This window comes from Pseudogulbenkiania sp. NH8B (assembly GCF_000283535.1).
In the GTDB taxonomy this organism is placed as follows: Bacteria; Pseudomonadota; Gammaproteobacteria; order Burkholderiales; family Chromobacteriaceae; genus Pseudogulbenkiania; species Pseudogulbenkiania ferrooxidans.
Map to the genome: position 1 here is coordinate 1,469,350 of NC_016002.1, position 13,262 is coordinate 1,482,611.

12 protein-coding genes are annotated in these 13,262 nt (G+C 66.3%); 11 read left to right on the forward strand and 1 reads right to left on the reverse strand.

Annotated elements, in window-relative coordinates; translation table 11 throughout:
- Positions 1 to 41 precede the first annotated feature (41 nt).
- From NH8B_RS06900 to NH8B_RS06925, 6 genes are all read left to right on the forward strand, one after another.
- Positions 42 to 353 carry a c-type cytochrome gene (locus tag NH8B_RS06900; RefSeq protein WP_014086633.1) on the forward strand — a complete coding sequence of 104 codons (312 nt, stop codon included), beginning with the start codon at positions 42 to 44 and terminating at the stop codon, positions 351 to 353.
- A 68-nt stretch (positions 354 to 421) separates the two neighbouring features.
- Positions 422 to 856 carry a c-type cytochrome gene (locus tag NH8B_RS21200; protein ID WP_014086634.1) on the forward strand — a complete coding sequence of 145 codons (435 nt, stop codon included), beginning with the start codon at positions 422 to 424 and terminating at the stop codon, positions 854 to 856.
- Positions 857 to 1,095: 239 nt separating this feature from the next.
- Positions 1,096 to 2,205 (forward strand): cytochrome D1 domain-containing protein, encoded by a 1,110-nt coding sequence (locus NH8B_RS06910; RefSeq protein ID WP_014086635.1) that lies wholly within the window; start codon positions 1,096 to 1,098, stop codon positions 2,203 to 2,205.
- Between the two features lie 3 nt (positions 2,206 to 2,208).
- Positions 2,209 to 3,243, forward strand: coding sequence for a siroheme decarboxylase subunit beta (locus NH8B_RS06915; protein ID WP_008953019.1), 1,035 nt, complete (start codon positions 2,209 to 2,211; stop codon positions 3,241 to 3,243).
- Positions 3,236 to 4,213 carry a siroheme decarboxylase subunit beta gene (locus NH8B_RS06920; protein ID WP_014086636.1) on the forward strand — a complete coding sequence of 326 codons (978 nt, stop codon included), beginning with the start codon at positions 3,236 to 3,238 and terminating at the stop codon, positions 4,211 to 4,213. Before NH8B_RS06915 ends, NH8B_RS06920 begins: the two co-directional genes overlap by 8 nt.
- Before the next feature lie 262 nt (positions 4,214 to 4,475).
- Positions 4,476 to 5,099, forward strand: coding sequence for a glutathione S-transferase family protein (locus NH8B_RS06925; RefSeq protein ID WP_014086637.1), 624 nt, complete (start codon positions 4,476 to 4,478; stop codon positions 5,097 to 5,099).
- 102 nt (positions 5,100 to 5,201) lie between these two features.
- Here NH8B_RS06925 and NH8B_RS06930 read toward each other — a convergent pair whose 3' ends face one another.
- Complete coding sequence (locus NH8B_RS06930; RefSeq protein WP_014086638.1) at positions 5,202 to 6,071, reverse strand: DMT family transporter; 870 nt, start codon at positions 6,069 to 6,071, stop codon at positions 5,202 to 5,204.
- 337 nt (positions 6,072 to 6,408) lie between these two features.
- Between NH8B_RS06930 and nirJ the strand changes: the two genes are divergently transcribed.
- The 5 genes from nirJ to NH8B_RS06955 all read left to right on the forward strand — a co-directional run bounded on the left by nirJ (position 6,409) and on the right by NH8B_RS06955 (position 13,242).
- On the forward strand, positions 6,409 to 7,614 hold the full coding sequence (gene nirJ, locus NH8B_RS06935) for a heme d1 biosynthesis radical SAM protein NirJ (protein WP_014086639.1): 1,206 nt from the start codon (positions 6,409 to 6,411) through the stop codon (positions 7,612 to 7,614).
- Positions 7,611 to 9,152: a nitrite reductase gene (locus tag NH8B_RS06940; RefSeq protein WP_014086640.1), complete on the forward strand. Its 1,542-nt coding sequence runs from the start codon at positions 7,611 to 7,613 to the stop codon at positions 9,150 to 9,152. Before nirJ ends, NH8B_RS06940 begins: the two co-directional genes overlap by 4 nt.
- Positions 9,153 to 9,578: 426 nt before the next feature.
- On the forward strand, positions 9,579 to 10,268 hold the full coding sequence (locus NH8B_RS06945; RefSeq protein ID WP_014086641.1) for a Crp/Fnr family transcriptional regulator: 690 nt from the start codon (positions 9,579 to 9,581) through the stop codon (positions 10,266 to 10,268).
- 275 nt (positions 10,269 to 10,543) lie between these two features.
- Positions 10,544 to 11,800, forward strand: a complete 1,257-nt coding sequence (locus NH8B_RS06950; RefSeq protein WP_014086642.1) for an MFS transporter — start codon at positions 10,544 to 10,546, stop codon at positions 11,798 to 11,800.
- 59 nt (positions 11,801 to 11,859) lie between these two features.
- Positions 11,860 to 13,242 carry a NarK family nitrate/nitrite MFS transporter gene (locus NH8B_RS06955; RefSeq protein ID WP_014086643.1) on the forward strand — a complete coding sequence of 461 codons (1,383 nt, stop codon included), beginning with the start codon at positions 11,860 to 11,862 and terminating at the stop codon, positions 13,240 to 13,242.
- The last annotated feature ends 20 nt before the right edge of the window (positions 13,243 to 13,262 follow it).

The window sequence follows — 13,262 nt, forward strand, 5'->3', positions numbered from 1 at the left end:
GGCCGGCGTTCACCGCCGGCCGCGGCAGAAGGAGTCACAACATGAAAACCAATCAATGGATCATGGCCGCCGTGCTGGCCGGTCTGGCTTCGGCCAACGTGCTGGCCGCCACCCCGCAGGACATGGCCAAGCAGTACAACTGCCTGGCCTGCCACAGCGTCGACAAGAAAGTGGTCGGCCCGGCCTTCAAGGACGTCGCCGCCAAGTACAAGGGGCAGAGCGTCGAAGCCAAGCTGATGGACAAGGTGAAGAAGGGCGGTTCCGGCAGTTTCGGACCGGTCCCGATGTCGCCCAACCCCAGCGTGCCCGATGCTGACTTGAAGGTCCTGGTGAAGTGGGTACTGACTCAGTAAGTCCCCATCCCATCGGGCGGCGGCGTCTGCGCAGCTTGAGCGCCGGGCGGGCTGCGAGCGCATCGTTGATGCGCTCGGCGCTCAGGAATCCTCATGTACGGCGAGTCCATTCCGGTTCCTGCGCTCCGGCGGCGCCCAAGCCGCTTTGGCCCGCCCGCCCGCTGAGACGGGCACTACGTGACGTCCTGGCCGGGCTGGCGCTGCTGGTTTCGGCCAACCTGGCGCTGGCGGCGCCGCAGGTCTCGGCGCCGCCGCCGGAGCGCGCGGCGGTGATCCGCCATCTGGTGCGCCAGGATTGCGGCTCCTGCCACGGTCTCACGCTCAAGGGCGGGCTGGGCAGCCCGCTCACCGCCGAGGCCCTGGCCGCCCGCCCGGACGAGGCGCTGCTGGCCACGATATTGAACGGTCGCCCCGGTACCGCGATGCCGCCATGGCGGCCGTTTTTGACGGAAGAAGAAGCCAAATGGGTCATACAGTGGCTGAAAGACGGCGCTCCCGAGTAGTCCATTTTGTTAGGCGGCTGCGCCTTCGCATCTTGAGTGACGGAGGTGCTCTGAGCGTGCGAATCTCTCATGGAGATTCGCTCAGCCATGATCCTCATGGACTCCGTGTCCATTCCGGTTCCTGCGCTCCGGCGGTCCACAAGCTGCCTGGGCTCGCTCGCCTACTGAAATGGGCGATAAGCGGCACGGGGGTGCTCTGTGCCAGCCTGCTCTTGGCAGGCTGCTCTACGACTACGGCTGTGCGCGGCAGTGGTGACCTCGGCGTCGTCATCGAACGCGCCAGCGGCAGCGTGCAGCTGGTCGACAACACCCGCAGCGAACGGCTCGCCACGGTCACGGGGCTGGGCGATCTGTCGCACGCCTCGGTGGTGTTCTCGCGCGACGCGCGCTACGCCTACGTGTTCGGGCGCGACGGCGGGCTGTCCAAGGTCGATATCCTGACCGGCCGCCTGGTGAAGCGGGTGATGCAGGCCGGCAACAGCATCGGCGGTGCCATCTCCAGCGACGGTCGCGTCGTCGCCGCACAGAATTACGAGCCGGGCGGGGTCAAGCTGTTCGACGCCGACACCCTGGAACTGCTGGCCGAGGTCAGCACGCGCGACGTGGCCAGCGGGCACAGCTCCAAGGTGGTCGGCCTGGCCGATCTGCCCGGCCAGCGCTTTGCCTTTTCCCTGTTCGAAGCCGGCGAGATCTGGGTGATCGACGTCGCCGACCCGCGTCACCCGGTCACCACGCGTTACCCCAATGTCGGCCGCCAGCCCTACGACGGGCTCGCCAGCCAGGACGGCCGCTACTACCTGGCCGGGCTGTTCGGCGAAGACGGCCTGGCGCTGCTCGATACCTGGCACCCCGAAGCCGGGGTGCGCCGCGTGCTCGACGGCTACGGCCGCGGCACGGAAAAACTGCCGGTCTACAAAATGCCGCACCTGCGCGGCTGGGCATTGTCCGGCGGCCAGGCCTTCCTGCCCGCCATCGGTCACAACGAGGTGCTGGTGGCCGATACCCGCGACTGGGAGCTGCGCGCCAAGGTTCCGGTGTATGGCCAGCCGGTGTTCGTCATGGCCGAGCCGTCCGGGCGCCGCGTCTGGGTCAACTTTGCTTTCCCGCACAACGACACGGTGCAGGTGATCGACGTGCCGACGTTGACCGTGGTCAAAACGCTCAAACCCGGCCGTGGCATCCTGCACATGGAATTTACGCCGCGCGGCGACGAGGTTTGGTTGTCGAGCCGCGACGACGACAAGCTGGTCATCGTCGACACCGCCACACTCGCCGTGCGGCGCGAACTGCCGGCGGCCAGCCCCTCGGGCATCTTCTTCAGCTGGCGTGCCAGCCGTATCGGAATGTGAGTCATGACAAGAATCCTTCGCTCGCCGGCATTCCCGCCGGCCACCCCATTGCTCAGCGCCCCGACGCTAGCCCTGCTCAACCGTTTCCAGCACCGCTTCCCGCTGGCCCTGCGTCCTTACGCCAGGTTGGCCGAAGAGGCGGGAGAGGGGTGGAGCGAGGACGGCATCATCGACGCCCTGGCCACGGCGCACCAGCAGGGTGTGCTGGGCCGGGTCGGCGCCATCTTCGCCCCCAATACCGTCGGTGCCAGCACCCTGGCGGCGATGGCGGTGCCGCCGGAGCGGCTCGACGCCGTGGCGCACTACGTCAGCAGCCTGCCCGAGGTGAACCACAACTACGCCCGCGCGCATCATGTCAACTTGTGGTTCGTGGTCACCGCGTCCGACCGCAGTCGTGTCGCCGAAGTGCTGGCGCGCATCTACCTCGCCACCGGCATCAAGCCGCTCCACCTGCCGCTGCTCAAGGAATACCACATCGACCTGGGCTTCTCTTTCCTGCCCGGCGACCAGCCGCGCCCGCGCGAATGCCTGCAGGGAATGGGCTCGCTCAGCCTGAGCCAGTCTGAACGCCGCCTGGTCGGGGCGCTGGAAGACGGCTTGGCGCTGGAGCCGGAGCCGTATCGCCTGCTGGCGGAACGCGCCGGCCTGAGTCGCGAAGAGGTGCTGCACATCCTCACCGACTGGTGCGACAGCGGGGTGATCCGCCGCTTCGGCCTGGTGGTGCGCCACCGCGAGCTGGGCTACCATGCCAACGCCATGTGTGTGTGGCGCGTCGAGGACGAAGAAGAGCGCGACGACCTTGGCGTCAAACTCGCCGCCGAGCAGGCGGTGACGCTGTGCTACGCCCGCCCGGCGCGCCCGCCACTGTGGCCGTACAACCTGTTCTGCATGATCCACGCCCCGGACGCCCTGACCGTGCGCCAGACCGTGGACGAACTGCGCGCCCGCCACGACGTGATGCACCTGCCGCATTCGGTGCTGATCTCGACCCGCCGCTATACCCAGCGCGGTGCGCGCTACGGCTACCGTCATGACTGAATTGGACGGGATCGACCGGCGTCTCATCGACCAGCTGCAGGGTGGTTTTCCACTCAGCCCACGGCCGTTCGCCGAGGCTGCCGCGCCGCTCGGGATCACCGAAACCGAGTTGATCGCCCGTCTCAACCGCCTGTTGCAGCACCGCACCCTGACCCGCTTCGGTCCGCTGTTCCAGATCGAACGTATGGGTGGCGCCTTCGTGCTGGCCGCGCTGGCGGTACCGGAACAACGCTTCGACGAGGTGGCGGAGCAGGTCAACGCCCTGCCCGAAGTGGCGCACAACTACCGCCGCGAGCACCGCCTCAACATGTGGTTCGTGCTCGCCACCGAAACGCCGCAAGGCATCGCCGCCGCCGCCGCCCGCATCGAAGCCGCCACCGGCCTCACCGTGCACGCTTTCCCCAAGGAGCGCGAATACTTCGTCGGCATGCGCTTCGCCGTCGGCGGCACGGCACCGGTGGGGCAGGGTGCGTCCCGCCCGGCGGACGCCGGCCCGGTGACGCTCGACGACCTCGACCGCGCCCTGGTCCGTGCCACCCAGGCCGGCCTGCCGCGCCTGCCCCGGCCCTATCACACCCTCGCCGAGGCGTTGGGCTGCGACGAGCACGACGTGCTGACGCGACTCGAGGTCATGCTGCACAACGGCGTCATCCGCCGCATCGGCGCCGTGCCCAACCACTACGCCATCGGCTACACCGCCAACGGCATGGCGGTGTTCGACGTGGCGGACGACGCCATCGACCGCCTTGGCGAACAACTCGGCGCCGACCCCGCCGTCTCCCACTGTTACCGCCGCCCCCGCGTCCTCCCGCACTGGCCCTACAACCTGTTCGCCATGGTCCACGGCGCCAGCCACGACCAGGTCCGCGCCGAGGTGGCGCGGCTGGTCGACCGCCTAGGCCCCGCCTGCCGCGCCCACGACATTCTGTTTTCTAGCCGGATTTTGAAGAAAACCGGGTTGCGGATCTGAGGGGCGGAGTTTGCCCTGGGGGCTCTTCCTGCTGCGGTAACGGCCGAGATGCTGCATCCAAGAAGCAATGCAGCGGGAGTCCGTTCTACTTAGATACCTGACGTTTAGCTTTGGAAGTATCGAGCGATGATTTCGGGTCGTTAGCAGTCGGCGTTTAGCCTGTAATCAATGGCGGCCATGGCGGGGAACCGGGATGACTCCCTGCCTGCTCAAACCTTGAGTACCATTCACCCTTTGCGCCGCCGTAAAGGTCACCAAACCCATGCTGAAAATCCTCGGCAAGTCTTCCTCCATCAACGTGCGCAAGGTGCTGTGGCTCTGCGAGGAGCTTGGGCTTCCCTATGCGCAGAAGCAGTACGGTTCGGGGTTCCAGGCAACCGACACCCCGGAATTCATGGCGCTCAACCCCAATGCCATGGTTCCCGTGCTGATCGATGATGACTTCGTGCTTTGGGAATCGAATACCATCTGCCGCTACCTCGCGGGGCGGGAGCAGCGGTTCGACCTGCTGCCCGGCACCCCCAGGGAGCGTGCGCTGGTCGAGAAGTGGATGGATTGGCAGGCCACCGAACTCAACAACTCGTGGCGCTACGCCTTCATGGCGCTGGTCCGGCGAAGCCCTGCACATGCGGACCCGGAGGCGATCGAGGCCGGCGTAGCGGGCTGGAACCGTCACATGGCCATGGTCGAGGCGCAGTTGTCTCGCACCGGGGCGTACATCGCCGGCGCGTCGTTCACGCTCGCTGACATCGTTATCGGCTTGTCTACCCATCGTTGGTATATGACACCGATGCCGCGCCCGGCGTTGCCGGCGGTAGCGGCATACTACGAACGCCTGAGCGAACGGCCCGGTTACCGGCTGCATGGGCGCAATGGCACGCCGTAGCCGCATGGCGGCTGGCCCCCATCGAGCGGGCACCTGAATACACGGCGGCCGGTCTCGGTGATGGCCCCCATGGGGAGGCCTCCCGACCCGGTCAGCGCGGGCTCACCCTGCCGCCGTTACCCACTCCAGCCGCCCGCGCCGGTTGAGCCACAGCGAGGCGAGGATCACGCCGCCGCCCAACGCCAGGCGCGGCAGGTCGGCGTCGCGGTTCCAGATCAGCACGTTGACCAGCAGCCCCGCCGGGACGTGCAGTTCGTTCAGGATCGCCAGCGTGCCGGCGCTGACTTCGACGCTGCCCTTCACCCACCAGTACATGCCGAGCGCGGTGGCGAACAGGCCCATCCACGCCAGCACGCCCCATTGCAGCGTCGTGTGTGGCAGGCGGCTGGCGTCGCCGAACAGCAGGAAGGACGGCAGCACCAGCAGCAGCGCACCGAGGAAGAAGTGGCCGAAGTAGCGGTACAGCGGCTGCGGTACGGGGTGCTGTTGCAGCAGGCGGCGGCACAGCACCTGGCCGGCGGCAAAGGTGAGGTTGGCGAGCTGCAGCAGCAGGAAGCCGGCCAGGTACTCGCCCGCCAGCGGCTGGAAGCGGATGATGACGCCGCCGCCCACGGCGACCACGGCGGCCAGCAGTGCCCAGCGGTTGAAGCGGCGCGCCAGCGCGTCGTCGAGCAGGGTGACGTAGATCGGCGTCAGCACGGTGAACAGCAACACTTCCGGCACGGTCAGCACGCTGAAACTGCGGTACAGGCACAGGTAGGTGACGCCGAACTGCAGCGCCCCGGCGAGCCAGAAACCGCCGACGAGTCGGCCGGGCAGGCCGCGCCATTGCGTGAAGGGGATGAATACGGCGGCGGCGATCAGTACGCGCAGCAGCACGGCGAAATCGCTGTCTACCTGTCCGGCCAGGTATTGGCCGATCAGGCTGAAGGAAAAGGCCCATAGCAGGGTGACGGCAAGCAGGTAGCGCATCGGTCCGGAGGATCAGGCAGTGACGGGGTAGCGATGATAGGCCGCCGGCGGGGAATGCGCCATCGGCGGGGTGGGCGTCGGCGTCGATTGCCGCTTTATGGCGTTAGCTTCCGTCGTCACGGTTGGATGGCGCGGCGGGGCGCGGGGACGCCGTCCATGCCCGTCCGGCAGCGTGCGTCCCGTGCATGACGGATTTCCCTGCGAGGATTGAAAAGCACGATTTGCATCAAGCATCCGCGCTCGGGGAAGGCCCGGCCTCCGGTGGTTGACCATGGTCAATGCAGAATAGGGGGCGATGCCGTGAAATGACGCCAATGTCATTGACGGAGCCACCCCGATGCTGCGCCTCACCCCCTACCTGCAGTCCGTCGCCCATCCCGCGCCGCTGGCGCCGCCGCGCCAGCCCACCGGACCCGTGGTGATCTGGAACCTGATCCGGCGCTGCAACCTGACCTGCAAGCACTGTTATTCGGTGTCGGCCGATACCGTCTTTCCGGGCGAACTGTCCACCGCCGAGGTGTTCACCGTGATGGAGGATTTGCGGGCCTTCGGGGTGCCGGTGCTGATCCTCTCCGGTGGCGAGCCGCTGATGCGGCCGGATATCTACGACATCGGCCAGCGCGCCAAGCAGCTCGGTTTCTACGTCGGGCTCTCGAGCAACGGCACCCTGATCGACCGGGACAACGTCGGGCGCATTGCCGCCGTGGGCTTCGACTACGTCGGCATCAGCCTCGACGGCCTGCGCGCCACCCACGACCGCTTCCGCCGCCTCGACGGCGCCTTCGACAGTTCGCTCGCGGCGCTCAGATTGTGTCGCGACGCCGGCATGAAGGTGGGCGTGCGCTACACCATGACCGAGGACAACGCCCACGACCTGCCGGCGCTGCTGCAGTTGGTGGACGACGAGGGCATCGACAAGTTCTATTTCTCCCACCTCAACTACGCCGGGCGCGGCAACAAGCACCGCGCCGACGACGCGCGCCATGCCCGCACGCGCTGGGCCATGGACTTGCTGATCGAGAGCTGCTGGCAGCACATCCAGGCCGGCCGGCCCAAGGATTTCGTCACCGGCAACAACGACGCCGACGGCGTCTACCTGCTGCAGTGGGTCGAACGCCATCACCCGACGTTGGCCGAAGACCTGCGCCGGCGCCTGGAGCAGTGGGGCGGCAACGCCTCCGGCGTCAACGTGGCCAATATCGACAACCTCGGCAACGTCCACCCCGACACCATGTGGTGGAAGATCGGCCTCGGCAACGTCAAGGAGCGGCCGTTCTCCGCGATCTGGCCCGATACCACGCACCCGCTGATGGCCGGCCTCAAGCAGCGTCCGCGCCCGGTTACCGGGCGCTGCGGCGCCTGCCGGCACCTGGCCATCTGCAACGGCAACACCCGGGTGCGCGCCTGGGAGCTGACCGGCGACTTCTGGGCCGCCGATCCCGCCTGCTACCTCACCGACGCCGAAATCGGCGTGGCCGAGGGCGAGCATCCGCTGGCCGAGCTGACGCCGTACCCGCGCCGCCGCCGGGAGGTGCAGGCATGAAGGCGCTGCTTCCCCTGGCCCTGCTGGCGGCACTGGGCTCGCTCCAGCCGGCTTCGGCCAACCCTGCCGCGCTCTACCAGCAGCACTGCCAGAGTTGCCATGGCGACAACCGCATGGGGGCCATGGCGCCGGCGCTGCTGCCGCAGAGCCTGGAGCGCCTCAAGCCGGCCGAGATTCTCGACACCATCCGCCACGGCCGCAGCGCCACCCAGATGCCGGCCTTCGCCGAGCGCCTGGCCGACGCCGACATCCAGGCGCTGGCCGGCTACCTGAAGACGGCGCCGGAGCAGCCGGCGCGCTGGAGTGACGCCGACACGGCCGCCTCGCGCGTGGTCTATGCCGATCCGGCACGCCTGCCGGCCAAGCCGGTGCACCGGGCCGACCCGCAGAACCTGTTCGTGGTGGTGGAGGCGGGCGACCATCACGTTTCGGTGCTGGATGGCGACACGCTCAGCCCGATCGCCCGCTTCCAGAGCCGTTTCGCACTGCATGGCGGTCCGAAGTTCTCGCCGGACGGCCGCTTCGTCTATTTCGCCAGCCGCGACGGCTGGGTGACGCAGTATGACCTCTACACCCTGCAAAACGTCGCCGAGATCCGTGTCGGGCTCAATACCCGCAACGTCGCGGTGTCCAGCGACGGGCGCTGGGTGCTGGCCGGCAACACCCTGCCGGAAACGCTGGTGTTGCTCGACGCCAACGGTCTCAAGCCGGTCAAGACCCTTGCCGTGCAGGACGCCGCCGGCAAGACCTCGCGCGTCTCGGCGGTGTACGACGCCGCCCCGCGCCACAGCTTCATCGTGGCGCTGAAGGACGTGCCGGAGCTGTGGGAAATTTCCTACGATCCGAAGGCGGCCAGGGTCTACCCCGGCCACGTGCACGATTACAAGATGGGCGAGGCGCTGAGCGTCGACGGCTTTCTCAACCCGCGCGTGACGCCGCTCGACCTGGTGCTGGACGATTTCTTCTTCGACCCGGCCTACCGCCACGTCATCGGCGCCTCGCGCGAAGGCCGGGCGCAGGTGATCAACCTCGACATCCGGCGTAAGGTGGCCGAGCTGCCGCTCGACGGCATGCCGCATCTGGGTTCCGGCATCGCCTTCGAAGAGGGCGGCCACCGCTACATGGCCACCCCCAATCTCAGTAGCGGCCGGGTGACGGTGATCGATCTCGACAGCTGGCAACGCGTTAAGGACATCCCGACGCTGGGGCCGGGCTTCTTCCTGCGCAGTCACGAAAACACCCCGTACGCCTGGGTCGACGCCATGATGGGGGCGAAGAAGGACACGCTGGCGATCATCGACAAACGCACCCTGGAAGTGGTGAAGACCGTGACGCCGCGCCCGGGCAAAACCACCGCCCACGTCGAATTCACCCGCGATGGCCGTTACGCGCTGGTGAGCGTGATGGAGAACCCGGGCGAGCTGCTGGTGCTCGACGCCGCCACCTTCCGCGAAGTGAAGTCGTTGCCGATGGCCAAGCCGATCGGCAAGTACAACGTGTTCAACAAGGTCACCCGCTCCGAGGGCACCAGCCATTAAGCTTGCGAATAAATCTGCTGTGCACCCCCATCCCGGCCCTGCGATGCGCGCCGTACCCTTTGTACGGCTGTGCTTCTCGAACCAGCCTGGGACCGCTCGCAACGATTTCTTTCGCAAACTCGGATATATGTAGTGCCTAGGAGGAGTGAAGCGCAGCGCAACCCATCGCGGATGGGTTGCGCTGCGCTTCACTCCTCCTGCGGTTCTGGGAATCAGGCCAGGGAAGTGCGCTCGTCCGCCTGTCTCCGCCATTATCGAAGCGTCTTCAAACGGCTTCCGGGCTCTCGGCCTCCTAAGCCGTTTGGATGATCAGGGGTGTACTTCCGGTTCATGGTGCCGTGCTGGCGGAGCCGGTATGGTGAGCGCTGCTTGGCGCTTTACCTGCGCTTCCCACACCACCACCCCGTCGCACAGGAATAGCAGACCATGAGTCAGATCGATATCCGTTCGTTCTTGCGGCACCAGCCGCTGTTTCAAGAGTTATCGGACGGCCAGCTCTCGGCGCTGGTGCCGTGCACCCACGAGGTGCGCGGTCAGAAAGGCCAGATCATCTTCCAGAAGGGCGACCCGTGCGAGGGCATGTACCTGGTCGTCTACGGCCGGATCAAGCTGTCGATCTCGTCGGCGCAGGGCGCCGAGAAGGTGATCGAGATCATCCATCCGGGGCAGAGTTTTGCCGAGGCGGTGATGTTCCTTGGCAGGCCGTGCCCGGTGATGGCGCAGTTTCTCGAGGACGGCCTGCTGCTGCAGGTGGAGGCACGCTCGATCTTCGCCGCCATCGCCCGCGATGCCGCCTTCGCCCATCGTCTGCTGGCCGGCCTCAGCCTGCGTCTGCACGGCTTGGTGCGCGACGTCGAGCGCTACTCGGTGGAAAACGCGCTGCAGCGCGTGATCGGCTACCTGCTGCAGGGCGAGGATCACCCTGGTCAGCCCAACCGCGTGGTGACGCTGCCGGTGAACAAGAACCTGATCGCCTCGCGCCTCAACCTGACGCCGGAAACCTTCTCGCGCGTGCTGCACCAGCTCTCCGACGCCGGCCTGGTGGCGGTCAATGGCCGCGAGATCACGCTGATCGACATGAACCGCCTGGCCGATTTCGGCAGCGTGGCGGGCTAGCGCTCCGCCTGTTGCAGGGTTGGCCGAAGGCCGGCCCGGCATCCCCTCGCCGTGACTTGTCGCCGGTCTGGCCATGCCCGCGCCGTCCGGCGCGGATTGGCCGTCGCTGTCTTCCGCTCGCGTCTCCTCCTAAAGTACTAGACCCTGCCGGCCTTAAGGGTATACCCGGCTAGCTCTTTTCCCTCGGCATATGCCCACGTTAGGTGAATGGGAATCCGCTGGCGCAAAGCGTACCTTTCATAGCGAGAAATCAGCTCACAACGAGGGGGCCAGCCATGGCGTCGCACAGTTACAAACAATACGCGGTACTCGTTTCCAGTACGGTGTCGTTCACCGTCTGTTTCATGATCTGGATGATGTTTGCGGTACTGGGGATACCGCTGAAGCAGCAGCTCGGCCTGAATGAAACCGAATTTGGCATCCTGGCGGCCACGCCAGTGTTGACCGGCTCGCTGATCCGCGTGCCGCTGGGTATCTGGACCGACCGTTTCGGCGGCCGCATCGTGCTGTTCTCGCTGATGATCGCCACCATTATCCCGATCTACGCCATGCAGTTCGCCACCCAGTACTGGCAGTTCCTGGTGATCGGCCTGTTCGTCGGCCTGGCCGGTGGGTCGTTCTCGGTCGGCACGCCCTACGTGGCGCGCTGGTTCAAGAAAGAGCAGCAGGGGCTGGCGATGGGCGTGTTCGGCGCCGGTAACGCTGGTTCGGCTCTGACCAAGCTGGTGGCGCCGTCGATCGTCGCCGCCTGGGGCTGGAAGATGGTGCCGACGGTGTACGCCGTGATCATGCTGGTGGTGGCGCTGAGCTTCTGGCTGTTCAGCTATCACGATCCCAAGCACGTGGTGTCGTCCAAGGTATCGCTCAAGCAGCAGCTCGCCCTGATGAAGAATCCGGCGGTGCTGCGCTACTGTCAGTACTACTCGGTGGTGTTCGGTGGCTACGTTGCCCTGGCGCTGTGGATGATCCATTACTACGTCGGCGAATACGGCTTCGACATGAAGCACGCCGCCTTCCTGGCCGCCTGTTTCTCGCTGCCGGGCGGAGTGCTGCGCGCCTTCGGCGGCTGGCTCAGCGACAAGTGGGGGCCGTTCAAGGTGACCTGGGGCGTGATGTGGGTGTGCTGGGTGGTGTTCTTCCTGCTCTCCTACCCGCCGACCCAGATGGTGGTCAACACCATCAAGGGCCCGGTGTCGTTCGATGTCCGCCTGACCCCGACGCTGTTCACCGTACTGCTGTTCGTGGTCGGCGTGGCCATGGCGGTGGGCAAGGCCTCGGTGTTCAAGTTCATCTCCGAAGAGTTCCCCGACAACATCGGCGCAGTGTCCGGCGTGGTGGGCCTGGCGGGTGGTCTGGGCGGCTTTTTGCTGCCGATCCTGTTCGGCGCCCTGGTCGATCTGACCGGCGTGCGCTCCAGCTCCTTCATGCTGCTCTACGGCACCGTCTGCGTCAGCCTGATCTGGATGCACTGGTCGTTCAAGGCGGTCCGTCGCGCCGAAGAGGCGGGCGAGCTGGCCACCGTTAAATCCTGATATCGAATTTTAATGAAGGAGGGCTCCCCCTGGAGCCCTCTCCCTGGAGGACTCTTACCATGACGTCTTACGTACTGACACGCTGGGAGCCGGAAAACTCGGCGTTCTGGCAGGATGAGGGCAAGGCGGTGGCCCGGCGCAACCTGTGGATTTCGATCCCGGCGCTGACGCTGGCCTTCGTGATCTGGCAGGTGTGGAGCGTGGCGGTGTTGAACATGCCGAACATCGGCTTCAACTACACCCAGAACCAGCTGTTCTGGCTCGCCGCGCTGCCGGCCCTGTCCGGCGCCACGCTGCGCATCTTCTACTCCTTCATGGTGCCGATCTTCGGTGGCCGCAAGTGGACCGCGTTTTCCACCGCCACGCTGCTGCTGCCGGCGGTAGGCATCGGCTTCGCGGTGCAGGATACCTCCACCAGCTACGGCACCATGGCCTTCCTGGCGCTGCTGTGCGGCTTCGGCGGCGGCAACTTCAGCTCGTCGATGGCCAACATCAGCTTCTTCTTCCCGAAAGCGGAGAAGGGTACCGCGCTCGGCCTCAACGCCGGCCTCGGCAACCTCGGCGTGTCGCTGGTGCAGTTCGTGGTGCCGCTGGTGATCACCGCCGGCGTGTTCGGCGCCTTCGGCGGCGAGCCGCAGACCTGGATCAAGGGTAGCCAGACCAAGCTGATGTGGCTGCAGAACGCCGGCTTCATCTGGGTGCCGTTCATCGTGCTGTCGACGCTGGCCGCATGGTTCGGCATGAACGACATTGCTTCGGCCAAGGCCTCGTTCGCCGACCAGGCGGTGATCTTCAAGCGCAAGCACAACTGGCTGATGTGCTGGCTCTACATCGGCACCTTCGGTTCCTTCATCGGCTTTGCCGCCGGCTTCCCGCTGCTGGTGAAAGGCCAGTTCCCGGATATCGACCCGACCAAGTACGCCTTCCTCGGCCCGCTGATCGGTGCCCTGGCACGCCCGGTGGGTGGGTGGCTGGCCGACAAGATCGGTGGCGCCAAGGTGACCCAGGCGGTGTTCGCACTGATGATCGCCGCCGTGTTCGGCGTGCTGCAGTTCCTGCCGCACGGCGGCCATGGCGGCAGCTTCCAGGGCTTCTTCTCGATGTTCCTGTGCCTGTTCGCGCTGACCGGCATCGGCAACGGTTCCACCTTCATGCAGGTGCCGACCATCTTCCTGACCCTGCACAAGCGCATGGCCGGCAGCAGCGAGGCGGCACAGAAGCAGGCCGTGGCCAACGCCACCAAGGAGGCTGCTGCGGTGCTGGGCTTCTCCGGTGCGGTCGGTGCCTACGGCGGCTTCTTCATTCCGAAGAGCTACGGTACCTCGATTGCGCTGACCGGTGGCGTCGAGGCCGCGCTGTACGCCTTCATCGCCTTCTACCTCAGCTGCCTGGTGATCAACGGCTGGTACTACGCACGCAAGAACGCCGAAGTACCGTGCTGAGAACGGCACACTGACGAGGC